This is a genomic window from Candidatus Filomicrobium marinum (genome assembly GCF_000981545.1).
Lineage (GTDB): Bacteria > Pseudomonadota > Alphaproteobacteria > Rhizobiales > Hyphomicrobiaceae > Filomicrobium > Filomicrobium insigne.
Genome location: NZ_LN829119.1, coordinates 86,897 through 113,269, shown reverse-complemented (window position 1 = coordinate 113,269; position 26,373 = coordinate 86,897). Strand labels below are relative to the sequence as shown.

General features: G+C 57.7%; 24 protein-coding genes. 18 read left to right on the top strand and 6 right to left on the bottom strand.

Features of this window, described 5'->3' with window-relative positions; all coding sequences use genetic code 11:
- Nucleotides 1-4: 4 nt before the first annotated feature.
- Complete coding sequence (locus tag YBN1229_RS00545) at nt 5-967, bottom strand: L-threonylcarbamoyladenylate synthase (RefSeq protein ID WP_046475369.1); 963 nt, start codon at nt 965-967, stop codon at nt 5-7.
- A 117-nt stretch (nt 968-1,084) separates the two neighbouring features.
- On the opposite strand from YBN1229_RS00545, the gene YBN1229_RS00540 reads away from it, so the two are divergent.
- The 7 genes from YBN1229_RS00540 to dxs all read left to right on the top strand — a co-directional run bounded on the left by YBN1229_RS00540 (nt 1,085) and on the right by dxs (nt 9,701).
- The gene (locus tag YBN1229_RS00540; RefSeq protein WP_046475366.1) at nt 1,085-2,860 is read left to right on the top strand and encodes an acyl-CoA dehydrogenase; all 1,776 of its coding nucleotides are present in this window, start codon (nt 1,085-1,087) and stop codon (nt 2,858-2,860) included.
- Nucleotides 2,857-3,624 (top strand): crotonase/enoyl-CoA hydratase family protein, encoded by a 768-nt coding sequence (locus YBN1229_RS00535; protein ID WP_046475361.1) that lies wholly within the window; start codon nt 2,857-2,859, stop codon nt 3,622-3,624. Before YBN1229_RS00540 ends, YBN1229_RS00535 begins: the two co-directional genes overlap by 4 nt.
- Before the next feature lie 58 nt (nt 3,625-3,682).
- Complete coding sequence (locus YBN1229_RS00530) at nt 3,683-5,224, top strand: hypothetical protein (RefSeq protein ID WP_152024932.1); 1,542 nt, start codon at nt 3,683-3,685, stop codon at nt 5,222-5,224.
- Between the two features lie 53 nt (nt 5,225-5,277).
- Nucleotides 5,278-6,177: an SDR family oxidoreductase gene (locus YBN1229_RS00525; RefSeq protein WP_046475355.1), complete on the top strand. Its 900-nt coding sequence runs from the start codon at nt 5,278-5,280 to the stop codon at nt 6,175-6,177.
- A gap of 110 nt (nt 6,178-6,287) precedes the next feature.
- Nucleotides 6,288-7,238 carry a histone deacetylase family protein gene (locus YBN1229_RS00520; RefSeq protein WP_046475352.1) on the top strand — a complete coding sequence of 317 codons (951 nt, stop codon included), beginning with the start codon at nt 6,288-6,290 and terminating at the stop codon, nt 7,236-7,238.
- 61 nt (nt 7,239-7,299) lie between these two features.
- Nucleotides 7,300-7,563 carry an exodeoxyribonuclease VII small subunit gene (locus YBN1229_RS00515; protein WP_046475349.1) on the top strand — a complete coding sequence of 88 codons (264 nt, stop codon included), beginning with the start codon at nt 7,300-7,302 and terminating at the stop codon, nt 7,561-7,563.
- Between the two features lie 221 nt (nt 7,564-7,784).
- Nucleotides 7,785-9,701, top strand: coding sequence for a 1-deoxy-D-xylulose-5-phosphate synthase (gene dxs, locus YBN1229_RS00510; RefSeq protein WP_046475345.1), 1,917 nt, complete (start codon nt 7,785-7,787; stop codon nt 9,699-9,701).
- Nucleotides 9,702-9,847: 146 nt separating this feature from the next.
- Here the strand turns inward: dxs and YBN1229_RS00505 are convergent, their stop codons facing one another.
- A complete protein-coding gene (locus tag YBN1229_RS00505; protein ID WP_046475341.1) occupies nt 9,848-10,690 on the bottom strand; it encodes a hypothetical protein in 843 nt (280 codons plus the stop codon).
- 174 nt (nt 10,691-10,864) lie between these two features.
- On the opposite strand from YBN1229_RS00505, the gene YBN1229_RS00500 reads away from it, so the two are divergent.
- From YBN1229_RS00500 to YBN1229_RS00470, 7 genes are all read left to right on the top strand, one after another.
- Complete coding sequence (locus tag YBN1229_RS00500; protein WP_139165303.1) at nt 10,865-11,014, top strand: aa3-type cytochrome c oxidase subunit IV; 150 nt, start codon at nt 10,865-10,867, stop codon at nt 11,012-11,014.
- 169 nt (nt 11,015-11,183) lie between these two features.
- Nucleotides 11,184-12,326 (top strand): Re/Si-specific NAD(P)(+) transhydrogenase subunit alpha, encoded by a 1,143-nt coding sequence (locus YBN1229_RS00495; RefSeq protein WP_046475338.1) that lies wholly within the window; start codon nt 11,184-11,186, stop codon nt 12,324-12,326.
- Nucleotides 12,327-12,342: 16 nt separating this feature from the next.
- Nucleotides 12,343-12,756 (top strand): proton-translocating transhydrogenase family protein, encoded by a 414-nt coding sequence (locus YBN1229_RS00490; protein ID WP_076605260.1) that lies wholly within the window; start codon nt 12,343-12,345, stop codon nt 12,754-12,756.
- A gap of 50 nt (nt 12,757-12,806) precedes the next feature.
- Nucleotides 12,807-14,243 (top strand): NAD(P)(+) transhydrogenase (Re/Si-specific) subunit beta, encoded by a 1,437-nt coding sequence (locus YBN1229_RS00485; RefSeq protein WP_425284152.1) that lies wholly within the window; start codon nt 12,807-12,809, stop codon nt 14,241-14,243.
- Nucleotides 14,244-14,270: 27 nt separating this feature from the next.
- A complete protein-coding gene (locus YBN1229_RS00480) occupies nt 14,271-15,101 on the top strand; it encodes an alpha/beta hydrolase (protein ID WP_046475335.1) in 831 nt (276 codons plus the stop codon).
- Between the two features lie 117 nt (nt 15,102-15,218).
- Nucleotides 15,219-15,779: a hypothetical protein gene (locus tag YBN1229_RS00475; protein WP_139165304.1), complete on the top strand. Its 561-nt coding sequence runs from the start codon at nt 15,219-15,221 to the stop codon at nt 15,777-15,779.
- A gap of 128 nt (nt 15,780-15,907) precedes the next feature.
- Complete coding sequence (locus YBN1229_RS00470) at nt 15,908-16,753, top strand: alpha/beta hydrolase (RefSeq protein ID WP_046475327.1); 846 nt, start codon at nt 15,908-15,910, stop codon at nt 16,751-16,753.
- A 126-nt stretch (nt 16,754-16,879) separates the two neighbouring features.
- On the opposite strand, the gene rpsU is transcribed toward YBN1229_RS00470, so the two are convergent.
- The 3 genes from rpsU to purE all read right to left on the bottom strand — a co-directional run bounded on the left by rpsU (nt 16,880) and on the right by purE (nt 18,928).
- Entirely contained in the window at nt 16,880-17,125 is a 246-nt protein-coding gene (gene rpsU, locus YBN1229_RS00465) for a 30S ribosomal protein S21 (RefSeq protein WP_244465087.1), read from the bottom strand.
- 153 nt (nt 17,126-17,278) lie between these two features.
- On the bottom strand, nt 17,279-18,367 hold the full coding sequence (locus tag YBN1229_RS00460) for a 5-(carboxyamino)imidazole ribonucleotide synthase (RefSeq protein WP_046475318.1): 1,089 nt from the start codon (nt 18,365-18,367) through the stop codon (nt 17,279-17,281).
- Between the two features lie 48 nt (nt 18,368-18,415).
- Nucleotides 18,416-18,928, bottom strand: a complete 513-nt coding sequence (gene purE, locus YBN1229_RS00455; RefSeq protein ID WP_046475315.1) for a 5-(carboxyamino)imidazole ribonucleotide mutase — start codon at nt 18,926-18,928, stop codon at nt 18,416-18,418.
- A 533-nt stretch (nt 18,929-19,461) separates the two neighbouring features.
- On the opposite strand from purE, the gene nadA reads away from it, so the two are divergent.
- The 4 genes from nadA (at nt 19,462) to YBN1229_RS00435 (ending at nt 23,490) form a co-directional block, all read left to right on the top strand.
- Nucleotides 19,462-20,529 carry a quinolinate synthase NadA gene (gene nadA / locus YBN1229_RS00450; RefSeq protein WP_046475312.1) on the top strand — a complete coding sequence of 356 codons (1,068 nt, stop codon included), beginning with the start codon at nt 19,462-19,464 and terminating at the stop codon, nt 20,527-20,529.
- 84 nt (nt 20,530-20,613) lie between these two features.
- Entirely contained in the window at nt 20,614-22,296 is a 1,683-nt protein-coding gene (locus YBN1229_RS00445; RefSeq protein WP_046475309.1) for an L-aspartate oxidase, read from the top strand.
- 7 nt (nt 22,297-22,303) lie between these two features.
- Nucleotides 22,304-23,167: a carboxylating nicotinate-nucleotide diphosphorylase gene (gene nadC, locus YBN1229_RS00440; RefSeq protein ID WP_046475305.1), complete on the top strand. Its 864-nt coding sequence runs from the start codon at nt 22,304-22,306 to the stop codon at nt 23,165-23,167.
- Nucleotides 23,168-23,268: 101 nt separating this feature from the next.
- Nucleotides 23,269-23,490 (top strand): hypothetical protein, encoded by a 222-nt coding sequence (locus tag YBN1229_RS00435; RefSeq protein ID WP_046475304.1) that lies wholly within the window; start codon nt 23,269-23,271, stop codon nt 23,488-23,490.
- Between the two features lie 24 nt (nt 23,491-23,514).
- Here the strand turns inward: YBN1229_RS00435 and ppdK are convergent, their stop codons facing one another.
- A complete protein-coding gene (ppdK, locus tag YBN1229_RS00430) occupies nt 23,515-26,217 on the bottom strand; it encodes a pyruvate, phosphate dikinase (protein ID WP_046479745.1) in 2,703 nt (900 codons plus the stop codon).
- Nucleotides 26,218-26,373 lie beyond the last annotated feature (156 nt).

Below are 26,373 nucleotides of genomic sequence, written 5' to 3'. Positions count from 1 at the left end.
AGCATCACACCCTCGGTCGCGGCGCAGCGGCTCGTGTCAACCGGTCATTGATGGCCTCACCCAAGCCGGTATCGGGAATAGGCATCACAGCGATAGCTGAGACCCCGGGCTGGTCGAGTTCTCTCAGGCTCGCGAATAATCGCACGGCCGCCTCCGTGAGATCTCCACGCGCGCTCAAATTTAATACTAGCCCGTTATGTTCGGGCACGTTGGGGCCGAACGCCAACAGCGCCTCACCCTTTTCGGGTCGCTCCACATTGAGTCGAACCCGAGCAGCCGGCGCGTAATGGCTCTCCAACTGGCCGGGCGACGTCGGCGTTTCCGTTGCGCCCTCGACCCGCGAGATCGGCGACCCAATCGTTTCCTCAATAAGATCGGTAGCAATCGCCCCAGGGCGGAGCAGTCGAACAACCTCTCCAGAACAATCGACGATGGTGGACTCAAGTCCGACCGTTGCAGGCCCGCCGTCCAGGATCAGATCGACGTCATCACCAAGATCCGCTGCAACATGCGCTGCGCACGTCGGACTAACCCGCCCCGACCGATTGGCAGAAGGCGCCGCAACGGGAACTTGAGCCTCCGCAAGAAGAGCCGTCGCAAGCGGATGGCCCGGTACGCGAATGGCAACCGTATCCATACCGGCGCTCACAAGGTCGGAAAGGCCGCTGTCCGCGCGCCGTTGAAGTACCAGCGTCAGCGGACCTGGCCAGAACGCGGCGGCCAAGACCTTCGCGACAGGCGTCATTATTGCGTAGCGTTCTACCGTGGCGACATCCACCGCGTGCACAATCAGCGGATTAAACCGAGGCCTGCCCTTCGTAGCAAAAATGGCGGCGACAGCATGAGCTTGCGTTGCATCTGCGCCAAGTCCGTAGACGGTCTCGGTCGGAAACGCCACAAGCCCACCCGCGCGGAGCACGGCACCCGCTTTTGCGACGGCCTGTGCGTCGGCCTTCTCGATATTCATCGACTAAATTGTCCCACAGCTCCGCCTCCAGTCTTGCCGATCCGGTCATTGCGAATAAGCTCGCGGCAAGACACGTCGCCGACACGGCGATATCCATACCACTCCATGAGGCTGCCCATGACCTATCAGGCTCCAGTAGACGACATCATGCACGTCCTCAAGTCGGCAGTCGGTCTGGATGACCTCATTGAGCGCAATTTCTATGATGATCTCGATGCCGACACGATCCGCGCAATCATGGAGGAGGCGGGCCGTTTCGGTTCGGAGGTTCTCTCGCCCCTTAACAGCGAAGGGGACCATAAGCCGAGCGCTTTGAATGGCGGAAAAGTCACGACGCCACCGGGCTGGAACGAAGCCTATCAGCAGTTCACGGCCGCAGGCTGGAGCGCCTTGCCAGGGCCTCAACAATATGGGGGCCAAGGCCTGCCGGAAATCGTCTCCATGGCGGTAAGCGAGATCTGGAATGCCGCCAACCTATCCTTCGGTCTCTGCCCTCTGCTGACCCAGGGCGCCATCGGAGCTCTTGAGGCTGGCGGCTCTGATGTGCTGAAGGAAACCTATCTACCCAAACTCGTTTCAGGGGAATGGACCGGAACCATGAACCTGACCGAACCGCAAGCTGGGTCCGATCTGGCTGGCATAAAAACGCGCGCAGTTCCCCAAGACGACGGCACGTACCGTATCTTCGGCACAAAGATCTTCATCACGTACGGCGAACATGAGCTGAGCGGCAACATCATTCATCTTGTCCTTGCGCGGTTGCCTGATGCGCCCCCTGGCACACGCGGGATCTCTCTGTTCCTCGTACCGAAGTTCATCGTCAATGACGACGGATCACTCGGTGAACGCAATGACGTCATCTGCACCGGCTTGGAACACAAGCTTGGCATTCACGGCAGCCCGACGTGCATCATGACATTCGGCGAACAGGATGGTGCGATTGGCTACCTCGTCGGGGATGAGAACCGCGGCCTCAATTGCATGTTCATTATGATGAATGCCGCACGCCTCGCCGTTGGCGTTCAGGGTGTCGCCGTCGCTGAACGCGCAACCCAACAGGCCATTGCCTATGCAGAGGAACGTCGACAGGGCCGCAGTCCGCAAAATCGCGATGAGATGGTCCCCATCATCCAGCATGCCGACATACGTCGAATGCTCCTGGCCATGAAGGCCATGACGCAGGCGTCCCGCGCGATCTGCCTCGTCACCGCGCGCGAATTCGATTTGTCCAATCGCGCAGCAACGCCAGAAGAGCGCGAGCAGGCCGCCGCACGCGCAGCATTGCTCACCCCCGTGGCCAAAGCATTTTCGACCGATATTGGCTGCGAAGTCGCTTCACTTGGAGTGCAGGTTCATGGCGGCATGGGATTCATCGAGGAGACGGGCGCCGCGCAGTATTACCGTGATGCACGAATCCTGCCGATCTATGAGGGCACTAACGGTATCCAGGCAATCGACCTCGTCACCCGCAAATTGCCGCTCGGCGAAGGCCGCGTCATGAAAGCGTATCTCGCTGAACTCAAACAGATCGTGGAAGCCGTATCCGCATCGAACCAGCCCGAATTCGGCGCCATGGCAAAGCGGCTGGAGGAAGCCGTCACCGCGCTGACGGAAGCCTCCATCTGGATGGGCGAACAGCTTGGCCAGGATCCGCAGAAAGCCCTCGCCGGTGCCACGACGTATTTACGCTTATTTGGGATCACCGCAGGCGGGTGTTATCTTGCAAAAGGCGCGTTAGCCGCTGCGCGTGATGGCACTCAAAGTTCCCCCCATGTCGCAATCGCGCGCTTCTTCGCCGAACAGATCGCGACAACAGCCCCGGGTCTCGCATTGACCGTTACAGCAGGATGCGATGCTGTGCTCGGCCTTGAACCGACCGCGCTCTCCGCATGAGCAAACTCGTCGAAGGTCAGGTTACAAATCACGTCCAGGTGCTGCGTCTCTCACGGCCAGAGAAGAAGAACGCGATCAATGCAGAAATGTATCGCGCTCTTTCTGACGCCTTGGAACACGGCGATGCGTCGGACGATGTCAGGGTCCATGTCATCGTCGGCAGCGAAGGCACGTTCTCGGCAGGCAACGACCTGACGGATTTCTTGAAGACCGATGAGAACCGCGATGACGCCATGGCCGAGGTACTGCGCTTCATTCACCTCCTGCCCCACATCCGCAAACCGCTGCTCGCAGCCGTTGACGGACTCGCGGTGGGCATCGGAACCACATTGCTGTTCCATTGCGATCTGGTGTTCGCCAGCGACCGTGCCACCTTTTCAACCCCCTTTGTTGATTTGGGTCTCGTACCCGAAGCAGGATCAAGTTTGCTCGGACCACTGCAGCTGGGCTACGCGCGTGCATTCGAACTTCTCGTTCTTGGCAAACCCTTCTCTTCTGAACGAATGCGCGAAGCAGGTCTCATCAATGCCGTCGTGCCGCCGGATGAACTGGAACAGGCAGCGCTCGCAGCAGCTGCGGGCCTGGCGGCAAAGCCTCCTCACGCGCTCGCGATATCTCGCCGCCTGCTCCGGGGAAATCCAACCACCGTCCAAAATCGCATCCGAGAGGAAGCCGAACACTTCGCTGAGCGCCTCAAAGCACCCGAAACTGTTGAAGCGCTGACAACATTCACACAAAAACGGCCGCCAAATTTCTCAAAGTAACAATCATTCGGCTGAAAATAGCCCAACGGAAGTGCTAGCCTGAGGGAGAGAGAGGAATATGGCTAGCGGGATGAGATTGAAGCGCCTGAAACACTTTGTGAGCCTAGTCATGGTCATCGGCCTCGTGTTAACGGCATCCGTCAATCACGCCGGCGCCAACTGGCTGACCAAGCTCTTGAAGGAGGCCGGTGACGCTGGCGTCGACGCCGGCCGCATCGGGAGCAAGCTCGCCGTGACGTCCCTCGATGACGCCGCGTCCGTCGTCTCAAAACTCCCCCACGCACCCGGAAGTGTCGCGCTCGCGACCCACGCGACACCCGAAGGCCACTGGAAATTTGTCAATCGCAAGGGCGAAATCTTCACGGCCGGAAACGCCGACGAGATGACCCGTGTTGTCCCCGCACTCGCCCCGGAACTGGCAGGCAGCAGCCCGGGACTCGCACTCTATCTGTCCGAAGAAACGCTCTTCACCCAGCGCCAACTGCTTCGAGACTTGCCCGAAAAGGCAAAGCTCCATGTCGTGGTGGATGGAAAAGCCTATCCTGTGTTGCGCCGGGTGGGGCCAAAGGATTCCGCCCTAGTTGAAGTTCGCCCCAACGTCGTACTCGAAGCGCAGGACCGAACGCTGTTCAAGGAAGCGATTTGGCAGCTCTCCCGGAACCTGTCGAAAGCCGACGTGCGCATTCTGTCCATGACGGAAGCCGGCCCACGCACTTTAGGGGCATCACGAAAATTCGACAAAGCCGGACGATCGGTTCTAGTCGAACCTATAGATCCCAATCACGTCATCACGAGCCTTGATGCATTGCGGGGGCAGACGGTCGTCGTCACGGGGCGCGTCGAGGGCAACATGCTCAACGTGAAACCGATCTCGGGCATCTCACGCAACATTCCGCTGGAGAATTTGAAGTCGGCAGCCGCAGCAAACGACATCAATCTCGTCGTGCTCGCAACGTCGTCTCCCGCACAGCCAGGCAGCCGCAACTGGTTCTGGCAATCAATAGAGGTGAGCGGCCTGCGCGACGCACTGAAACGAGCCACATACGCTGATTTTCTTGATGCCCTCGGCGCCCAGCATGGAAAGCTTGAGCTCTCTGCAACCAAACAGAGTTCATCACGCATTCGGATCGATGCCGTTCCATACGATCACCCCCCCGGCACGCAAGATATGTTCGGCGACATCCTTGGAGAGGTGGTTTCAAACGTGACAGGAAATGTCGCCACCGCCGCGGTCGAAGCACACGTAAACTCACGGGAACGGCAAACGGAACTGGACCTGCGCATCATCCCGAACATTCCCTCTACGATCCAGTTCGCTTATCTCTTCAGCCTAGTCGCCGGACTGATTGGGTTTAATGTCGTCCGAGACTGGTGGGCCCGTGTCTGGCCAAAAATGAAGCGGGAAAGCTTTGCAAACACCGCGGGCTACTATGCGACGCGGATCTTGAAACTGGTGGTGTTTTTGATTGCGTTTATGCCCCTCGTTGGCGTGCCCGCGGCTCTCGTGAGTATAATACAGCAGCTTTGGGCCATCGTAACTTTGCCCTGGCGCATTCTGACCTGGATATTCGGCTTCAGGCGAACCGGCGACGCCCAATAGCAACCCATGCTCCGCAATAACAAATGGGGCGGATGTGATCCTAGAGACGAGCCATGGCAAACCTCCATTCCAAGACATTATTTGTAACGGGCGCCAGCCGTGGCATCGGCTTGGCGATCGCGTTACGGGCAGCACGCGATGGTGCCAACGTTGCCATTGCCGCCAAAACGGCTGAGCCCCATCCGAAACTCGAAGGCACGATCTTCTCAGCCGCTGAAGAAATCGAAAAGGCAGGTGGCAAAGCCTTGGCGATCCAATGCGACATCCGCAGTGAAGAGCAGATCGAGGAAGCCGTCGCGCGCACCGCGAAAACCTTCGGCGGCATCGACATTTGCGTAAATAACGCGTCGGCGATCTCGCTAACACCGCTTGCGGAGACCGAGGCAAAGCGTCTCGATCTCATGTACGCCATCAACACGCGCGGGACATTGCTCGTCACTAAAGCTTGCTTGCCCCACCTCAAGCTTGCTGCCAATCCGCATGTGCTGATGTTATCGCCACCGCTTGACATGCAGCCGCAGTGGTTTGCCGGGCATGTTGGCTATTCCATAGCCAAGTATGGCATGAGCTTAGCGGTTCTCGGGCTGGCGCGCGAACTGGCGCCCGATGGGATCGCAGTCAACGCCCTGTGGCCGCGCACCACCATCGCGACCGCTGCCATCCGCAACGTTCTCGGAGGCGACCAATTGATCAATATGAGCCGCACCCCGGACATTTTGGCGGATGCAGCTCACCTGATCTTCTCTCAGCCGGCCTCGGAATTCACCGGCAACTTCCTGATCGACGACACGTTTCTATACGAAACGGGCAATGTAACGGATTTCGAAGGTTACAGCGTTACGCCAGGCCAGATGCTCGCTCCGGATTTCTTTGTACCGGCCAGATCCTTGCCGCCGCCCGGGGTGAACATCGCCCCCGCCGCCATACTTTCAAAGCTAGGAACCAAAGCCTAGAAAGGTCGAAACGACTGGCTTTCTTCGCGTTGGACGTAATTTTAGTCTAGCATGGCCTGAAGCCTCGCCCGCCAAACGAACAGGTTCCTCAAAGGACAGCGCTCGCCGACATGTCGACACTCCTCGTTACGCACCCCTCGTTTCTCAATCACGATACGGGCCCCGGTCACCCCGAGCGTCCCGATCGCATGCGCGCGATCGATAAAGTACTCGCCCATGAGTACTTCACCGACTTGACGCGTAAAGAAGCCCCCATGCGCGACGATGTCGAAGAACAAATCCTTTTGGCGCACCCAACGAGCTATTTGGCCCATATCCGCGCTCAGCGGCCCGGAGAGGGGGAAGGACGCATCTACCTCGACGGCGATACGCTGATGTCGCCGGGAAGTTGGGAAGCTGCTTTGCGGGCCGTTGGAGCCGGTTTAATGGCCGTTGATGAAGTGATGGACCCAGCGTCAGACATCAAGAACGCTTTCTGTCAGGTCCGTCCTTGCGGCCACCATGCCGAAACGGACAAGGCCATGGGCTTCTGCTTGTTTGCCAATGCCGCGATCGCCGCGAAATATGCACGCCAGAAACACGGCGTTGAGCGCGTCGCCGTTGTCGATTTCGATGTCCACCATGGCAACGGCACTCAGGACATCTTCTGGAGCGACAAAAACCTGTTCTTCTCCTCAACGCACCAGATGCCGCTTTTTCCAGGCACGGGCGCGCTCTCGGAGACCGGAGTCGGCAATATCTGGAACGCCCCTTTACGCAGTGGCGATGGTGGCGAACGATTCCGCGAAGCCATGGAAAGCCGTATTCTCCCGGCACTGAAGAACTTCTCGCCGGACCTGATCATCATTTCCGCGGGCTTCGACGCCCATGAAGCCGACCCGCTGGCGAGCTTGCGCCTCGTGGAAGCCGACTTTATGTGGGTTACAGAGAAACTCACCGAAGCGGCTGACCGCCATTGCGATGGTCGGATCGTTTCGCTTCTCGAAGGGGGCTATGATCTGACAGCTCTCGCCCGTTCCGTCGCAGTCCACGTTCGCACCTTGATGGACGCGGCTGAATAAACGACGTTTTCCCGAATCAACGTAAAACGCCCCAAGTTTAAGGACGAACAACCGGACATCCATGACCACCAATCAGAAATCAGAGCCGCAAGCCGACATTGCAAGTATGACCTTCGAGCGTGCCCTCAAGGAGCTCGAAACGATTGTCGGCCGACTGGAACGCGGGGATGTGGAACTCGAAGAGTCCATCACGATATATGAACGCGGAGAGGCTTTGAGAGCCCACTGCGACAAGCTTTTGCGGCAAGCGGAAGCGAAGGTTGAGAAGATCACTCTGGACACGAACGGGAATCCGGCCGGCACCGAGCCGCTCGATCCCACATAAACCGAGCTTGAAAGTCCGCGGCGATCGGCTCACGACCACGTGCTTTTCATCTGCGCTCAGCACAGATAGTGTGGCCGTTCGACGCAAAGCCGGCTCGATCCGCTCGCTCCGCTTCTCGTTAGCAAAGATCGCAACCTAAAAGACCTTATCGTGCTATGCCGGTACAAATGCTTTAAACCGGCCGTTTGAATGCAAACTAAGCAAGGAAGCGTAGTAAGAGCGTGCCAACGACACCGTTACTCGATCTCATAAAGTTCCCCGAGGACCTACGGGCGCTTCCAGAAAGCGACCTCAACCAGGTCGCCGACGAGCTCCGACAGGAAACAATCGACGCCGTCTCGGTGACCGGCGGCCACCTGGGTGCCGGACTGGGTGTAATCGAGCTAACCGTTGCCCTCCACTGGGTATTCGACACGCCACGTGACCGCCTCATCTGGGACGTTGGTCACCAGACATACCCCCACAAGATTTTGACCGGGCGCCGCGACCAGATCCGCACACTGCGCCAACCTGGCGGCCTGTCCGGTTTCACCAAGCGCGATGAAAGTCCTTACGACCCATTCGGCGCCGCCCACTCCTCAACGTCGATTTCTGCCGGCCACGGCATGGCCGTGGGACGGGATCTCGCAGGCAGAGATAACAATGTCATCGCCGTTATCGGCGACGGCGCGATGTCGGCGGGCATGGCTTATGAGGCGCTCAACAATGCCGGCGCCAGCGACGAGCGCTTGATCGTCATCCTCAACGACAACGATATGTCCATCGCGCCGCCTACAGGCGCGCTATCATCGTATCTCGCCCGCATCACATCCAGTGGCACCTACCTCTACATGCGTGACATCGCCAAGCAGTTGGCGAAACGTCTCCCAAAAAGTTGGGAACGTCGCGCGGCGCGCGTTGAGGAGTACACCCGCCACCTGTGGCAGGGTGGGATGTGGTTCGAGGAGCTCGGCTTTTATTACGTCGGCCCCATTGACGGTCACGATCTGAGCCAGCTGCTCCCCGTCCTGAAAAACGTGCGCGATGCACGCCAGGGCCCAATCCTGGTGCATGTCGTCACCAAGAAGGGCAAAGGCTACCCGCCGGCTGAGGAGTCCGAGGACAAGTACCACGGCGTTGGCAAGTTCAACGTCATTACCGGAGCACAGGACAAACCGAAGTCCAACGCGCCGAGCTACACCAAGGTCTTCGCCAAAAGCTTAGTCGAGGAAGCACGCAGAGACCCAAGCATCGTTGCTGTTACCGCGGCCATGCCTTCCGGAACGGGATTGGACCTGTTCGGCGAAGAATTCCCGAACCGTATGTTCGATGTCGGCATCGCGGAGCAACACGCTGTCACCTTCGCCGCCGGTCTGGCGACAGAAGGCTTCAAACCTTTCGCCGCGATTTATTCGACGTTCCTTCAGCGCGCGTATGACCAAGTCGTGCACGACGTGGCGATCCAAAAGTTGCCTGTGCGTTTTGCGATCGATCGTGCAGGGTTCGTCGGCGCTGACGGTCCGACCCATGCCGGCTCATTTGATATTGCGTTCCTCGGCTGCTTGCCTGAGTTCGTCATCATGGCCGCAGCCGACGAGGCCGAGCTTAAGCACATGGTCGCCACCGCGGTGACAATCGACGATCGGCCTTCTGCCTTCCGCTACCCACGCGGAGACGGCGTCGGCGTTGAACTTCCCGAGCGCGGCATACCGCTCGAAATTGGCAAGGGTCGCATCCTGCGCGAAGGCTCGACGATTGCGATTCTTTCGCTCGGCACACGGCTCGCGGAATCTCTCAAAGCCGCCGAACAGCTTGCAGCATTTGGCCTGTCAGCCACCGTGGCCGACGCACGCTTTGCCAAACCGCTTGACAAAGACCTCGTGAATAACCTCGCGCGCAATCACGAAGTGCTTATCACTATTGAAGAAGGCTCCGTTGGTGGTTTCGGCAGCTTCGTGTTGCAGCACTTGGCCGAAAACGGCCTGCTCGACAGTGGACTGAAAGTCCGGCCAATGGTGATGCCCGACATCTTCGTCGATCACGCCAAACCTGACCAAATGTATGCGAACGCTGGGCTGGCCGCGGCAGGCATCGTGGAAACGGCCTTCAAAGCGCTCGGCCGGGAAAACCTTTTGATGGACTCATCGGACCGCGCCTGATCCCGTTCGAATGGTTGTCCGCGTTGTAGTGGCCTGCCACTTACATGGCAGCCATCGCCTGTCGCGTGACGGCGTTGTTATTCAAATTTATATCGCGACAAAATCGCGTCTTTTCTGCCGCCTTCATACACGCGCACACCCATTTCCTAGTCTTTTTTAGGTGTTGCGTCAGACGCGGCTTTCCCTTCCGCCTCGGATTTTCCTCCATCCTCCTTGGATGGTTTCGCATTGCTATCCGCTTTAGATGTTTCCGGCTTTTCAGCGCTCTTATCAGGGTCGGGTTTCTTTACGACCTTCGTATCGTTTTCAGTATCTTTGGCCTTCTTGTCCTTACCCTTTTTCTTTTTGTCCTTTTCACTTTCAGGCCCGTAGTCCGCCGGGCAGGTTTTGTGGACAAATTTATTGATCTCTTTGACCATTTCGCTGTGAAAGATCCCGAGCGTATCTTCCAGCTTTGCTGTCGTCCAAACGAGCCCCTTGAGCAGCGTCGGACCGTCCAGCTCCTTCAATCCGACCCAGGCCTTCTTCACGCGCCCCCCCTCGAACTTCAGCTTCGGCTTCAAAACAGCGCGTACCCGCTCGATCCCGTTTCCGGTCTCCACATCGCAATGCACAACATGCGGCCGTGCTTCGAATGTGAACTTAGGCTGCGTCAGGGCTTTAACAATAACTCGCTTCGGGATGCGCACGCTCACTTTGCAGCGCGCATCACCAAACGACCATTTGATCTGTTTTGAATCGGCGCCTTCTTTGATCTTAGCCTTGCCCCACGTCTTCCCAAGGTCGCACTTGAGAGCACCCTTTTCCTTGGGCTTATCAACGATAAGCCGACATATCTGGGCTTCGCAGGCTTTGCGGCCGTCCTTTTCATCGTCGGTTTCTTCGAGAGCCACCGCCGGTCGGACAGCCAACGCACCAACAAAAATGCCAAAAGCCATCAACTGAGCGATACGTGAGCCTTGCTTGACACACGACTGAGACCGGGACATCACAAAACCCTTTGATTGTTTCTCGCCAACGCTCTAGACCTCGAAAAAGCGGCGGACTGGCGGCAATCGGCCGGCATGCGCCGGTACAATCGCGTGACGCGAAATCCAACGCGTGCGACGAGTGATCCAAAGCGCCGTAATACGGCAGGTAGAACCCAGTAGGAGGGGATGAGAATGAGCATTGATCTTTCTGGTGCGGGTGGCCATCCGGACATGGACTACAATGAGCACGCGCGTACGTACCGCGCATTCCTCCGTGCAACCCAGATTATGGTCGTACTTCTAGTACTTTTGTTGGCCGGTATGGCGATATTCCTGGTCTAGCCTTCATTAGATTTTGCCTATATGGTTTGGCAAATGAAGAGGGATAAACGCTAGTCGGTTATTCAATAACCGAGGACCCCATGACGGGTTCGCGTTCCACGCGAGCCCGTTGTTTTTTATACGGAAGGGATCGCCGAAAAGGCCACCCAAGCACAATCGGACTTTTTTTATGGTCACCATCGCGGTCACACCAGAAGCTTCAAATGAACCCCGCGTTGCCGTGTCCCCCGATACGGTGAAAAAATTCGTTGCTGCTGGATGTACGGTGGCAATCGTAAGCGGTGCCGGATTGAGGTCGAGTTTTTCCGACGACGCATACAAAGCACAAGGCGCAGAAATAGTTTCGTCGCCCAATGATGCGTTACCGCGCGCCGATATCCTCCTGAAAGTGCGGCGTCCCTCACCCGAAGAATTTAATACGCTCAAACCAGGCGCCATCGTCGTCGCGATGCTTGATCCCTACGGACAACGCACTGAAATCGAGACGTTGGCCGCCACCAAGGCGACCCTCTTCGCGATGGAATTGATGCCGCGCACGACACGTGCGCAGGCCATGGACGTTCTCTCTAGTCAGGCAAACCTTGCTGGCTACAAGGCCGTCGTCGATGCTGCTTCGAAATTTGGCGGCGCACTGCCGATGATGATGACGCCCGCAGGCACCGTGCCAGCGGCGAAAACCTTCATCATGGGCGTTGGTGTTGCTGGTCTCCAGGCTATCGCGACCGCGCGGCGGCTCGGCGCCATTGTTACCGCAACTGACGTCAGACCCGCGACCAAGGAACAAGTGCAGTCTCTCGGCGCCAAGTTCATCGCCGTTGAAGACGAGGAATTCCTCCAGGCACAAACAGCGGGCGGCTATGCAAAGCAAATGTCCGCGGCCTATCAGGCAAAGCAGGCGGAACTTGTCGCAAATCACGTGAAGACCCAGGACATCGTCATCACCACCGCGTTGATCCCTGGCCGCCCAGCCCCACGTCTAATCACGAGCGACATGGTGGCCAGCATGAAACCTGGCGCCGTCATTATTGACCTCGCAGCGGAACGTGGCGGCAACTGCGAACTCACGAAGCCGGGCGAGACCATCACCACGGCAAACGGCGTAAAGATCATCGGTCCGATTAATTTGGCCGGCACCGTTCCCGTAAATGCCTCCAACCTTTACGCGCGGAACTTAGCCGCCTTCGTGGACCTGATGATCTCCAAGGAAGACAAATCACTCGCAATCGATTGGGATGACGAGCTCATCAAGGGCACGTTGATCGCCAAGGACGGTGAAATCGTCCATCCCAGCCTCACGGAAAAGACAGCCTAGGGAACGGAACTAGACGATGCACAAGCCCACCATCTCAGCACTCCGGAACAGTACCCTTACGCTCGCCTTTGCAGTGTTCGCGCTTTCCGCCTCAGCTCTCCCCGCCGCGGCAGCAGGAGGTGGCGACGTCGCACCATGGGTCTATCAGATCATGGTGTTCGTGATGGCGATCTTCGTCGGCTACTATGTGGTCTGGAGCGTGACACCGGCCCTGCACACGCCGCTCATGTCGGTCACCAACGCCGTGTCCTCCGTTATCGTCGTCGGTGCACTGCTCGCTGTCGGCATCGAAAGCATCGCCAACGGTGGACTAGCCGCAAAGATCTTTGGCTTCCTCGCTCTCACGATGGCTTCCGTCAACATCTTCGGTGGCTTCCTCGTCACAAGCCGCATGCTCGCCATGTACAAGAAGAAAGAGCCGAAGCGTTGATTTCACGCACCTTGTGCGATTGCAGATAACCTCTTGGGTGCTTTCCTAAAATGTCCGAACCGATGATTCCCACCGACCTCGTCGCGATTCTTTATCTGATCTCCGGCGTGCTCTTCATCCTGGCGCTGCGCGGCCTGTCGCACCCCGAAACGTCACGCCGTGGCAACCTGTACGGCATGATCGGCATGGCCATTGCCATTGTGACGACGCTCACTCAGCTTAAAGGCGGCGATCAGCTGCTGACATGGGTTCTGATTGCACTCGGCTTGGGAATCGGTGGCGTAATCGGCGGCAAAATTGCCCGCGATATTCCGATGACGTCGATGCCGGAATTGGTTGCCGCGTTTCACTCGCTCGTCGGCCTTGCAGCTGTCTTCGTCGCGGCAGCAGCTGTCTACGCACCAGACGCATTTGGCATTCTTCAAGTTGCAGGCGATCCGAATAGCGGCATCAAGGCCGCCAGTCTGGTGGAAATGTCTCTGGGCGTTGCCATCGGTGCGATTACGTTCACCGGCTCCGTCATCGCATTCTCGAAGTTGTCCGGAAGAATGTCAGGCGCCCCGATTATCCTGCCTCTGCGCCACGTCATCAACGCAGGTCTTTTCGCAGCCCTGGTTGTGCTCATCTACATGTTCGTGGTTTCCGGCGGCGACGATAAGCTGTTCTGGGCCATCACCGTCATCTCGCTACTGTTCGGCGTGCTGATCATCGTGCCCATCGGCGGCGCGGACATGCCCGTCGTCGTCTCAATGTTAAACTCGTATTCGGGGTGGGCCGCAGCAGGTATCGGCTTCACTCTGGGCAATATTGCTCTCATCATCACCGGCGCATTGGTTGGCTCTTCTGGCGCGATCCTGTCCTACATCATGTGCCGGGGCATGAACCGCTCCTTCATATCGGTCATTCTCGGCGGCTTTGGCGGTGAAGTTGCTGGCCCTGCAGGTGGAGGCGGCGAACAGCGGCCCGTGAAGCTCGGCTCAGCTGAGGACGCGGCCTACATCATGAAGAACGCCCAAAAGGTGATTATCGTCCCGGGCTATGGCATGGCCGTCGCGCAAGCTCAGCATGCGCTGCGCGAACTCGCGGACGCTCTGAAAGAAGCTGGCGTCGAGGTTAAATACGCAATCCATCCTGTCGCCGGTCGTATGCCGGGTCACATGAACGTCCTGCTCGCTGAAGCCAACGTCCCCTATGACGAGGTTTTCGAATTGGAGGACATCAACTCCGAATTCCAGCAGGCTGATGTCGCTTACGTCATCGGCGCGAACGACGTCACCAATCCGGCTGCTGAAGATGACCCCTCATCACCCATTTATGGTATGCCCGTGCTTCAAGTTTGGAAGGCTGGCACCGTCATGTTCAACAAGCGCTCGTTGGCCTCCGGTTATGCCGGCATCGACAATCCGCTGTTTTATCGTGACAACACCATGATGCTCCTTGGTGATGCCAAAAAGATGACGGAAGAAATCGTCAAAGCGATCGACTGACGAAAGGGCCCCGTAAGGGTAGGCCACATGCACCTGCTCAAACGACCACTTTCAATTTTGGTCGCATTGCTTCTCGTGGGCTATGCCGCGGCCGCTGCAGGCATGTTCTTTCTTCAACGCAACATCCTGTTCGACACCGTTGATACCGGCAATCTGGCGACAGCCGGAACGCTCGCCATCGAGGGGAGCACGCGTATTGTCATCAAGACGAGTGACGGCGAGGAACTCGCTGGTTGGTATCTGGCCCCTCAAGCTGATCAGCCCGTGTTCCTCTTCATGCACGGCAAGCGAGGAGAACTCGAACAACGCGACGAACGCTGGCGCAAAATTCGCGACCACGGCGCCGGAGTCCTCGCGTTCTCGTATCGCGGATTTCCAGGTTCAACAGGCGCACCGAGCGAATCCGGTCTACATTTGGATGCCCTCGCCGCTTATAACTGGCTTCGCGAAAGACATGCCGCTGAAGACATCGTACTTCACGGCTATTCACTCGGCACAGCCGTCGCTATCCACCTCGCGACGGAGGTTCCAGCCAGCGCATTGATCCTGGAAGCGCCCTTTACAGCAATCGTGGATGTTGCCGCCGAACGTTACCCTTGGTTACCCGTTCATTTTTTGATGGTCGACCAGTTCAGATCCTACGATGAGATCCAAAACGTCAAAATGCCGCTCCTCATCGTTCATGGAAACCAGGACAAGTCGGTTCCCTATGAGCAGGCACAGCGGCTTTACGCCCGCGCCAACGAGCCAAAGACCTTCGTAAGTATGCCTGGCAGCACTCACGTGTCACTAGTGCAAGACGGTCTTTACAGCCACATCTGGTCGTTTCTGCAACAGGTGCGACAACGAATGCAGTGAAATCAACCATGTTTGATTTACTGTTAGCACATACAATCTTCTCGACTCGCTCGACTGATGTATCCTCTAGCGTTGGCAGCGTTGCAAGACGAGGCCGGCAACTAGCGAGGAGGTCAATTGAAGAGAACTCTGTCCGCTGCAACGGCATCCGTGCTCATCGCCATATTGTTCGTGGCGTCTGGAGCGGTCGCCGGAAAGACTGCGATCAAGGCTCCAAATGAGGTCACAATCGCAGGTCTGACGGTACAGTGTCAGGATTTCCGAGGCAGACACGTTACAACTCTGAAGGTGGATGAACTGGGCGACGTCGGACGTGCCTGGGTGGTGAACATGACGCCATTCATTGTCATGGACTCCCATCTGCTTATGCAGTTGCCCGTAAAGTTACAGCTATTTTTCTACGCACACGAATGTGCGCACCATATTTTAGGGCATTGGTACACGCCATCTGTGAACAACGAGATCGAAGCCGACTGTTGGGCCATCCGTTACGGCCGTGACACAGGCCTTTTTCGCCGCCAAGAGGTGGCCGATTTCGCACCCTGGTTAGCGGCGAGTAAAGGGTCTCGCTTCGGACATTTACCCGGTCCCCGCCGCGCCCAATCGTTGCTGGAGTGCTTTGATAACGCGGAGCCGTTACTCCTCAGAAGTGAACAAAAAACGATGTTTGTGCGTTGAGATTTTTGCAGGCACTGCCCGCATTGTGAAGATGAGGCTAGGCAATAAGAATTCCCACCCGCACACTCAAGCTTGCTGGGCGTACTGGCTTGCTTGAGCTGTGACAGAATCCCAGGCGAAATGAATCCATGTCTTTTGTGCTGAGTACCATCGCAATTATCGCTGTGCTGGCCGTAGTGGTCATGGTGGGCGCTCCCATCGTTGAGCGCGCACTAATGTATCATCCGGTCGGTAACCGTGTTCGTCCCGCTTCCGCGGGCCTTCCGAACGTTGAGGAAGTGTTAATCAACACCCCCGATGGCCATACCCTCGTGACTTGGTATGCGAAAGCCGAGCCGGGACAGCCGACAATACTTTATATCCACGGCAACTCCGGAACCCTAGCGGATCGGGCCGAACGTATCGGAGCGTTCACGAAACGTGGGCGCGGAATCATGATGATGGCCTATCGTGGCTATTCCGGCTCTACAGGACGGCCGTCGGAGCTAACCAATATCGCGGACGCAAAGTTGGCTTATGACACCTTGATTGATAAGGGTGTGGCGGCTGACGATATCGTAATCTACGGTGAGTCAATCGGAACCGGCATTGCCGTCCGCGTCGCTGCCGAAAATTCCACTGCAGGCTTGATCCTGGACGCCCCCTACACATCAATCGTTGACGTCGCAGAGATCTGCTATCCGTATCTCCCCGCGCGCCTGATGATGCGGGATCGCTATGAAACAATGCGTTATATTGGCGACGTGCACACACCACTCTTGGTGATCCATGGCGAACAAGATGCGATCATTCCAGTAGAAATGGGTCGCCGAGTCGCGCAATCAGCCTCCGGCCCAACCGAAATCGTCACATTCCGCCGCGCGGGCCACACTGACCACGGCAAATACGGCTCCTACGACGTGGTAAATGATTGGATCGACCGCATAGCCGTCAAACCATCGATATCGGCGCAGGAAGACCGCGTCGCCGGATAACAGCTAAAACGCGACGCACAAACGCCAACGGAATAACGGGCACCGGTTACAGTCAACCGGTGCCCGTTATGTTGTATAAAACCCATTAAGGGCCGTTGTCAGGCGTTCTCGCGCGATACAACCCGCTTAGCGAGCGGGACGCGCAACCTTACCAGGCAACAATCCTTCGCGCTGAGCGCGCTTACGAGCCAGCTTACGAGCCCGACGCACCGCTTCAGCCTTTTCACGAGCCTTCTTCTCGGATGGCTTTTCGTAATAATTCCGGAGTTTCATCTCACGGAAGATGCCCTCACGCTGCATTTTCTTCTTGAGCGCCTTGAGAGCCTGATCGACATTATTGTCGCGAACGAGAACCTGCACGCGAATCCCTATCCTTTTGTGCGGTCAGAGTTTTTAAACTTCAACAAGGCAAAAAGCCCGGACAGTCGTGGCCGGGCCATGCACTTGCTTCACGAATTTAACCCGTTTGGTAGCAGACGGACACCGCTTTGTCCACCAAGACGGCAACAACTTCCACCACGCACCTTACTTGCCTGAAAGTGTCGAAAGACGGGTCACATGGCCCATCTTGCGGCCCGGTCTTGCTTCGTTCTTCCCGTAGATATGGAGGCAGGCCTGCGGCTCAGCAGCCAGCTCGGCCCATTGCTCCACATCAGCACCGATCAAATTTGTCATGACCGCATCGCTGTGACGCGCAACGCTCCCGAGAGGCCAGCCGGCCACGGCGCGAATGTGATTTTCAAACTGGCTGACGCCGCACGCATCCAGCGTCCAGTGTCCGGAATTATGAACCCGCGGGGCGATCTCATTGATGATGAGCGGCTCCGGCTTGTCCTTCCCCAGATAAAACATTTCGACCGCGAGCAAGCCGACGTAATCGAGCGCCTCAGCCACCCGCGCTGCCATAGCACGAGCCTTTTCACATACCTCCGCAGGAACCGGTGCAGGAACCGTAGAAGTATCCAGAATTCCGTGCTTATGACTGTTGAGTGGTACGTCGTAGACGGCCGTCCGACCATCGATACCGCGAACGCACAAAACAGAAATCTCGCAATCAAACGGTACCACGCCCTCCAGCACGGCAGGCGCACGCCCAATAGCATCAAGCGCCCAATCCGATTCTTCCGCCGACGTGATCCGGACCTGCCCCTTTCCATCATAGCCGAACCGACAGGTCTTCAAGATCGCCGGTGTCCCCAAGGTCGCCAGGGCATCTTCCAGGTCATTCAAATTGTCGACGTTGGCAAAAGGAGCAACGGGCAGGCCGATATCGGACAGAAACCGCTTTTCGACCAACCGGTCCTGCGCAACTTCAAGTGCGCGCGCTCCTGGGCGAACCGGACGGACTGCGGCGGCCGCAGCAGCCGCACCAAGCGGGACATTCTCAAACTCATAGGTAACGACATCGACGGTCTCGGCAAATGCCGTAATGGCCCCGAGATCTTCATAAGGGCCAACCGTCGTCGAAGCGGCAACGTCAAAAGCAGGCCCGGATGTGTCCCCAAAAACATGCACGCGAAAGCCGAGCTCTGCTGCAGAGACCGCCAACATGCGCCCAAGCTGCCCCGAACCCAGGATCCCGATGACCGATCCCGGTGGGAGTACTCCGGTCATAGCGCAGCCCTTCCGGTTGGACCGCCGTCATCAGGTGCATCAAATTGGTTAGTCATTGCGCTCCGGAACCTCGCCCACAGCTTCCGTCTGAGCTCTGCGCCATGCTGCCAGTCGCGCACCAAGAGCCTCATCACCAAGCGCCAGGATCTGTGCCGCCAATAAGGCAGCATTCGCCGAACCCGCCTCGCCAATTGCCAGTGTACCGACCGGTACCCCCGCCGGCATCTGAACAATTGAATAAAGGCTGTCCAAGCCAGCAAGCGCCTTGGAACATACTGGCACGCCAAGCACCGGAAGCGTCGTCAACGCCGCGACCATACCCGGTAAGTGCGCAGCCCCACCAGCACCCGCAATAATAACTTTGAGACCACGGGACTGGGCGTTGCGCGCATAGTCGTACAGGCGGTCCGGCGTCCGGTGAGCCGAAACGATCCGAACCTCATGGGGAATCTGAAGCTCATCAAGCAGCGCCGAGGCACGTTTCATGGTTTCCCAGTCTGACTGGCTTCCCATGATAATACCGACCTGTGCCTGTCGGCCTGCCTGGTTTTGCGCGCTCATCGTCCCATTAGCAGCACGTACGGAGAGTAATTTAAGCTCCCACCGCCCGCTGCTCCCAGCGTTCAGGAAAACGCGGGTTCTAGACGTTGGGGCCGGTCAACGCAAGCATCTGTTCGGCCTCATACAAGGTTATAGTTTTGCTGCAACGCAGCGAGCTTCAATCTATCTCCGATGCCAACGTGCAGAGAACGAAAAGCCGAAACGACCTTCTTAAATTTTGCGCTTTCTCCAATGGCCCATTCCTAACTTTAGAAAGCCACAATACAGAACTGTAAAAGGCTGTCTTCACACGGAAAAATTGGTGGCCCGCCCACTTTCTCGGCGGCTTTTGAGCGTGCGAACCTGACGCAAAAAGCGCACCGCAAACTCTCATTTCTCCTTCAAATTCCGCGCAACCTCCCCTATATTACACTTGGTTGACAATGCTCGTTGCGAGCATAAGACACAAAAAGCACTTCGCGCGTCGTGAGCTACATTGAAAATACTCAATGTGAGCACATCGAATCGACGATGATGAAGGAGGAGCAGTGATCATGGCAAACCTTAACGCCCCGGACCTTGGGCTGGTCCGCACCACAAATGAGCGTTTTTCGGAAGTTCCGCGGCCTGAATTCCAATTCACGCCGGAACTCGCCGCGGAAATGGCACCGCTCTACGAAAAGGTAAAGCATGTCGTCACCCCGATGGAGTGGCCGCACTACGCGCCGCTGATCAAGGCCATCAACGTGATGAAGAAAGAGCGCAACGCCGTCGTTCTCGCTCACAATTACATGACGCCGGAAATCTTCCACTGCGTGGGAGACTTCCGCGGCGATAGCCTTCAGCTCGCGCGCGAAGCTGCAAACGTCGACGCCGATGTCATCGTCCAAGCTGGCGTGCACTTCATGGCTGAGACGTCCAAGCTGATGAACCCGAACAAGACGGTTTTGATCCCGGATCTCGAAGCCGGCTGCTCGCTTGCATCATCCATCACCGCAGAGGATGTACGGGCGCTGCGCGAAGCCTATCCCGGCGTCCCCATCGTCACATACGTGAACACGTCAGCAGCCGTAAAAGCCGAGTGCGATATCTGCTGCACCTCATCCAACGCTGTGAAAGTCGTCGAAAGCCTCAACGCACCGCGCGTACTTCTCATTCCCGACGAATATCTCGCAAAGTACGTTGCGACTCAGACCGACGTGGAAATCATCGCGTGGAAAGGCCGCTGCGAAGTCCATGAACGCTTCACAGCGAGCGAACTGGAGGCTCTGCGTGGCGATGATCCCGGAGTAAAGATCATCGCGCATCCCGAATGCCCGCCCGACGTCATCAACACGGCGGACTTCACCGGATCAACGGCGGCCATGATCAATTGGGTGAAGGACCACCAGCCTAATAAGGTAATTCTGGTTACAGAGTGCTCGATGTCGTCCAACGTAGCAGCGGAAGCACCGGACGTTGAATTTGTCCGGCCATGTAATCTGTGTCCGCACATGAAACGCATCAGCCTTGAAAAGATTCTCGATAGCCTCGTTTACATGCAGAATGAGGTTACCGTTGATCCTGAGATTGCCGAACGTGCACGTCGTGCCGTTGAGCGCATGGTCAATTTAACAAACTGATCCATCTCAGCCGATTTCGACGCGGCAATCATCGTCGACGTCTGATAGCCAGGGGGACAATTCCCGGAAAGGCTTCACACCGAAATGACCCAATCATCTCGACATGCCGGTCCGGTTGCTGGCTTCAAAGATCCTTCTTGCGAACTCAGCGGCCGGATTGTCATCGTTGGAGCCGGTCTTGCCGGTCTGTTCACCGCACTGCGACTGGCGCCGCGCCCGGTCGTCCTGATCGCAGCCGCACCACTCGGCCAAGGCGCGTCCAGTGCATGGGCTCAGGGTGGTATTGCCGCCGCCGTAGGCGAAGGCGATACGCCCGAAGCCCATGCAGCCGACACCGTTTTGGCCGGTAGTGGCCTCGTAGATAAAGAAGTCGCGCGTATCATCACTGAGGCCGCACCACAGCGCATCCGCGAGCTTCTCAGTTACGGCGTACCCTTCGACCGCGACCTGGCCGGACACTTCGTTCTTTCGCGCGAAGCCGCACACTCGGCAAAGCGCGTCGTCCGGGTGAGTGGTGACCGTGCGGGCGCAGCCATCATGCAAGCGCTCATTGCTTCGGCACGCACAACGCCATCGATAGAAATTCTTGAAAACTACGAAGCCAAAGATCTCGAAATTCGTGACGGCCGCGTAACCGGTGTCCGCTTGCTGCGGAACGATGGTCCCGACCACGCGGATTATGAAGTGATCTCCGGCACCGCCGTCGTCATCGCCACCGGCGGCGTCGGAAAGCTTTATGCCATCACCACCAACCCGGCATATTCGCGCGGAGAAGCCCTCGCATTTGCTGCCCGTGCTGGGGCCGTCATTGCCGATCCCGAATTCGTGCAGTTTCACCCCACTGCCATCGACGTGCCGGGAGACCCCGCTCCTCTCGCGACGGAGGCCTTGCGGGGGGAAGGAGCAACTCTCGTCAACCGCGCCGGTGAACGTTTTCTCAAAGCCCTTCATCCCGACGCAGAGCTCGCCCCTAGAGATCTCGTCGCACGTGCAGTCTTTTCCGAAATCGCGGCGGGGCGTGGCGCTTATCTGGATTGCCGCAAGACAATAGGCCTGCGCTTCCCCGACGCCTTCCCCGGCGTGTATCAAAAATGTCGGGAAGCAGGTCTCGATCCAGTCAACGATCTGATCCCAATCGCACCGGCCGCACACTATCACATGGGCGGTATCGCAACCGACATGAATGGACGCACGACCGTGGAGGGGCTCTGGGCCGTTGGTGAAGCCGCTTGCACCGGCTTGCACGGTGCCAATCGCCTTGCATCCAATTCGCTGCTTGAAGCTATCGTCGTGGGCGGAAACGTCGCCGAAGACATTGCTAAGATAACCACGCCTACAAAACTGCCCATCAAACTGACGTCCCTGATGCGCGAAGGTTCGAACGTGGAGCCCACGTTGCGCACGGCCCTGATCAAACGTCTACGGCGCACGATGTCCGGCGAGGTCGGGGTTGTCCGTGAACAGTCCGGCCTGAACCACGCCCTCCGGGTTCTCCGTGAAGTCGAAGACCAAGCCGGCGGCGATATCACGTTGGCCAATATTGTACTGACGTCTCGTCTGATCACGACCGCCGCGCTTAATCGCGAGGAAAGCCGCGGCGCACACATGCGCAGCGATTTCCCGGACACATCCCCTATGGCTCGACATTCACTGTTGCGCTTAACGGACCTGGATAAGACGGCAACCATTACCGACATCAGCCGTCAGCCGGACGGAGCCACGTTGACAAACGGTCGGCTCCACCAAAGTTGCCAAATGAGCGGTTGACGGCCCCATGACGACACCAGGGCCGTTGCCCCATCAAACGATTGCACAAGCCGTCGACGCTGCCCTGGCTGAAGATCTCGGGCTGCTTGGCGATATCACATCCATCGCAACGATCGCGCCATCTGCGCAGGCTGCCGCCTGGATCGCCACGCGCCAGCCAGGAGTCATTTCCGGCATCAGCCTAGCCGAATACGCTTTTCGCGCATTGGACCCTGAAATCGATTTTCGGATCGAAGCAGACGACGGCGACAGCGTCTTTCCCGGAACGCCGATAGCTCAAGTGTCAGGAAATGCCCGCGCTATATTAGGCGCAGAACGCGTTGCCCTGAACTACCTGGGCCGGCTCAGCGGCATTGCCACCCTCACGCGCGATTACGTCGATGCCATCGAAGGGACTTCCGCCACCATCGTGGACACACGCAAGACGACGCCAGGCCTGCGTGCGCTGGAGAAATTTGCAGTGCGGTGCGGCGGGGGCCAAAACCATCGCTTTGGTCTATTCGATGCAATTCTGATCAAGGACAATCACATCGTGGCCGCTGGCGGTCTGTCAGCGGCTATCGAACGGGCTCGCACCACCGCTGGTCACATGGTCAAAATCGAAGTGGAAGTAGACACCCTTCAACAGTTGCGCGAAGCGATAACACATCGCATTGATGCCGTTCTCCTCGACAACATGCCCCCTGCAATTTTACGTGAAGCCGTCGCGATTGCTTGCGGACGCGTGCTACTGGAAGCCTCGGGTGGCGTTAATCTAACGACGGTGCGCGCGATCGCGGAAACCGGTGTAGATCTGATCTCCGTCGGGGCTTTGACACACTCGGCCCCGGTACTCGATCTAGGCCTAGATATGGGTTATTCCGACGCGTAAGCTACGCTTCCAACGCTTGCTTTTTTGCCATGTTCGCCGTCCATTTGAGAGGCGTGTACCGGCTTCAGGCTGTGATCAATTAAGCGGACCAGACATGAATCATGGATGATATTCTTTATTGGATTGTCGGATGGGCGATAATCGCCATTACCGCTTCCGCAGCGGCGGGCATCCTCTCAGCAGTCAAAAATCGGGACTACTCATTCTGGATGGCGTGGTCGTTCCTGCTACCACCTCTAGTTCTGGTTCTGCTATTCCTGCCCCGCTTCAAAGGGGAGCGGCCTCGTCGCCCCACCCTCGACGAACAGGAGAAGCACTGGTAGCTGCTTCTCCCTGCAATCTGGAGCTTAGCCGACGCCTTTCTCGCGAAGCGCAGCCTGCGCGGCCGCTAAGCGTGCAACCGGCAACCGGTAAGGCGAGCAGGAAACATAATCGAGCCCCGCTTCATGGAAGAAACGGATTGAGGCCTCATCCCCCGCGTGCTCCCCGCAGATACCGATCTTCAAATCGGGCTTCACACGTCGACCACGTTCGGTCCCAATCTGGACCAACTCACCAACTCCAGACACATCGATGGAAACAAACGGATCCATCTCAAGGATACCCGCCGACGTATAAGTTTGCAGGATCGGCCCGCCGTCATCGCGTGATAATCCGAGGCAGGTTTGTGTGAGGTCGTTAGTACCAAACGAGAAGAACGCTGCGCCTTCTTCTCCGGCGGCGATCTCGTCAGCCTTCAACGCGCATCGCGGCAGCTCCACCATCGTGCCGATCTCATAATCAAGCGAGACGCCATGCTCCGCTTCGACTTCCCGCGCGATCCCTCGGATCACATCCGCAAGGATATCGAACTCCCGACGGTATATGACGAGCGGGATCATGATCTCAGGCTTGACGGGAGCACCCGTTTTTTTACCCGCCGCGATAGCCGCTTCGAAAACGGCTCGCGCCTGCATCTCGGTGATTTCCGGGTAACGGATCGCTATACGGCACCCGCGAAAACCCAACATCGGATTGAACTCCGAAAGTTCACGCACACGCGCACGAAGCTTCTCAACGCTGATGTCGAGAGCCTCCGCAACTGAGGTCAACTCACTGCCCTCATGCGGCAAGAACTCGTGCAAGGGAGGATCGAGCAGACGGATCGTGATAGGCAGACCAGCCATCGTCTCGAACAGTTGCTCGAAATCGCCACGTTGCATCGGCAGAATGCGATCCAACGCCGCCCGGCGCCCCTCTTCGTCTTCAGCGCAGATCATTTCCCGCATCGCCAAAATGCGGTCGGCCTCGAAAAACATATGCTCTGTACGGCAAAGCCCGATGCCATCCGCACCGAAGATGCGCGATTGCTCAGCATCTCGCGGCGTATCAGCATTGGCGCGAACCCCGAGCCGGCGAAACTCGTCTGCCCATGACATGAGCGTTCCAAAGTTCCCGGACATTTCCGGCTGGCGCATCTTCACACGCCCGTGCAACACTTGCCCCGTGCTGCCATCAATCGTGATGACATCACCCTCTTTCAGAAGGGTGCTGCCAATCTTCAATGTGCGGGCGCGCGCATCGATCTGCAGCGCACTCGCGCCCGATACGCACGGCCGACCCATCCCGCGCGCCACGACCGCGGCATGGCTGGTCATGCCGCCCCGTGCCGTCAGGATGCCTGCAGCAGCGTGCATGCCGTGGATGTCTTCCGGACTCGTCTCAACCCGCACGAGAATAACATCGATCCCCTTCGCCTTGGCCGCCTCGGCGTCCTCAGCGTGAAAGACGATCTCACCGACTGCCGCACCGGGGGATGCCGGCAAACCGTTGGTCAGGACATTTTTCTCAGAGTCCGGATCGATTGTCGGATGCAGAAGCTGATCAAGATCCGCTGCATTCACCCGCATCACGGCCTCTTCCCGGCTGATGAGCCCTTCTTCGGCCATCTCCACCGCGATACGGAGGGCAGCTTCCAGCGTGCGCTTACCCGATCGCGTCTGCAGCATCCAAAGTTTGCCGTCCTGAATCGTGAACTCGATATCCTGCATATCCCGGTAACGGGTCTCGAGCTTATCGAAGACAGCAACGAGTTCGGCAAACGTCCCAGGCGTCAGAGCCTCTAACGACGGCTGGCTACTGCCCGCCTCTATGCGTGCAGCTTCCGTCAAATGCTGTGGCGTCCGGATTCCGGCAACAACATCTTCGCCCTGGGCGTTGACAAGAAACTCACCAAATATCTCCTTCACCCCCGTGGACGGATTGCGCGTGAAAGCCACACCTGTTGCGCTGGTCTCGCCCATGTTGCCGAACACCATGGCCTGCACGTTGACGGCCGTTCCCCAATCATCGGGGATGCCGTGAAGGAAACGATAGGTTTTGGCACGCGCATTCTGCCAGGAGCCGAATACCGCGCTGATTGCACCCCAAAGCTGCTCCCCCGTATCCTGCGGGAAAGGACGGTCGATAGCATCGGCGATAGCCGCCTTGTAGGATTCAATAATCTCCAGCCAATCATCCGCCGTCAGCTCGGTGTCGAGCTGCATGCTATTGAGGTTCTTGAACGTTTCCAGAATGTCCTCGAACACCCCGTGATCGACCCCGAGCACGATATCTGCATACATTTGAATGAACCGGCGATAGCTGTCGTACGCAAATCGCCGGTCGCCGGAGCGCCGCACGAGCCCTTCCACGGTCTCGTCATTGAGCCCGAGGTTCAAAATAGTGTCCATCATACCAGGCATTGAGGCCCGGGCGCCCGAGCGCACAGACACGAGCAGCGGGTTATCCGTATCGCCGAATTTCGTCCCAACGATACGCCCGATCGTTTCCAACGCCTCGTCGACTTGCGGAGTAAGGCTTTCCGGCAGTTTCCGCCCCGCCTCGTAGTAAGCGGTGCAAACGTCCGTCGAAATCGTAAAGCCGGGCGGCACCGGCAAACCGAGGTTTGCCATTTCCGCGAGGTTGGCGCCCTTCCCTCCGAGAAGCGTTTTCATTCCTGCATCGCCATCCGTGCGATCAGCACCAAACAAATAGACCCAGCGAGGCGCAGAAGTGGGCGCAGTGTTCATGGTCTTGCTCCAAGCAACATCGAGAGGAAGGCGGGCGGCAGACACACCACGAAAATCCGGTCTGTCTCGGATGGAAGACTGCCTAGCAGCGCACGGCGTTTGATTGAAGTCTGTAATTTGTCATTTGGTCTGCGACCACATGTTGGGGCTCGTCAA

Bases quoted from the DNA above. Each gene is read 5' to 3' on its own strand.
- YBN1229_RS00545 (WP_046475369.1), bottom strand. From the start codon at position 967: ATGAATATCGAGAAGGCCGACGCACAGGCCGTCGCAAAAGCGGGTGCC.
- YBN1229_RS00540 (WP_046475366.1), top strand. From the start codon at position 1,085: ATGACCTATCAGGCTCCAGTAGACGACATCATGCACGTCCTCAAGTCG.
- YBN1229_RS00535 (WP_046475361.1), top strand. From the start codon at position 2,857: ATGAGCAAACTCGTCGAAGGTCAGGTTACAAATCACGTCCAGGTGCTG.
- YBN1229_RS00530 (WP_152024932.1), top strand. From the start codon at position 3,683: ATGGCTAGCGGGATGAGATTGAAGCGCCTGAAACACTTTGTGAGCCTA.
- YBN1229_RS00525 (WP_046475355.1), top strand. From the start codon at position 5,278: ATGGCAAACCTCCATTCCAAGACATTATTTGTAACGGGCGCCAGCCGT.
- YBN1229_RS00520 (WP_046475352.1), top strand. From the start codon at position 6,288: ATGTCGACACTCCTCGTTACGCACCCCTCGTTTCTCAATCACGATACG.
- YBN1229_RS00515 (WP_046475349.1), top strand. From the start codon at position 7,300: ATGACCACCAATCAGAAATCAGAGCCGCAAGCCGACATTGCAAGTATG.
- YBN1229_RS00505 (WP_046475341.1), bottom strand. From the start codon at position 10,690: ATGTCCCGGTCTCAGTCGTGTGTCAAGCAAGGCTCACGTATCGCTCAG.
- YBN1229_RS00500 (WP_139165303.1), top strand. From the start codon at position 10,865: ATGAGCATTGATCTTTCTGGTGCGGGTGGCCATCCGGACATGGACTAC.
- YBN1229_RS00495 (WP_046475338.1), top strand. From the start codon at position 11,184: ATGGTCACCATCGCGGTCACACCAGAAGCTTCAAATGAACCCCGCGTT.
- YBN1229_RS00490 (WP_076605260.1), top strand. From the start codon at position 12,343: ATGCACAAGCCCACCATCTCAGCACTCCGGAACAGTACCCTTACGCTC.
- YBN1229_RS00485 (WP_425284152.1), top strand. From the start codon at position 12,807: ATGTCCGAACCGATGATTCCCACCGACCTCGTCGCGATTCTTTATCTG.
- YBN1229_RS00480 (WP_046475335.1), top strand. From the start codon at position 14,271: ATGCACCTGCTCAAACGACCACTTTCAATTTTGGTCGCATTGCTTCTC.
- YBN1229_RS00470 (WP_046475327.1), top strand. From the start codon at position 15,908: ATGTCTTTTGTGCTGAGTACCATCGCAATTATCGCTGTGCTGGCCGTA.
- YBN1229_RS00460 (WP_046475318.1), bottom strand. From the start codon at position 18,367: ATGACCGGAGTACTCCCACCGGGATCGGTCATCGGGATCCTGGGTTCG.
- purE (WP_046475315.1), bottom strand. From the start codon at position 18,928: ATGAGCGCGCAAAACCAGGCAGGCCGACAGGCACAGGTCGGTATTATC.
- nadA (WP_046475312.1), top strand. From the start codon at position 19,462: ATGGCAAACCTTAACGCCCCGGACCTTGGGCTGGTCCGCACCACAAAT.
- YBN1229_RS00445 (WP_046475309.1), top strand. From the start codon at position 20,614: ATGACCCAATCATCTCGACATGCCGGTCCGGTTGCTGGCTTCAAAGAT.
- nadC (WP_046475305.1), top strand. From the start codon at position 22,304: ATGACGACACCAGGGCCGTTGCCCCATCAAACGATTGCACAAGCCGTC.
- YBN1229_RS00435 (WP_046475304.1), top strand. From the start codon at position 23,269: ATGGATGATATTCTTTATTGGATTGTCGGATGGGCGATAATCGCCATT.
- ppdK (WP_046479745.1), bottom strand. From the start codon at position 26,217: ATGAACACTGCGCCCACTTCTGCGCCTCGCTGGGTCTATTTGTTTGGT.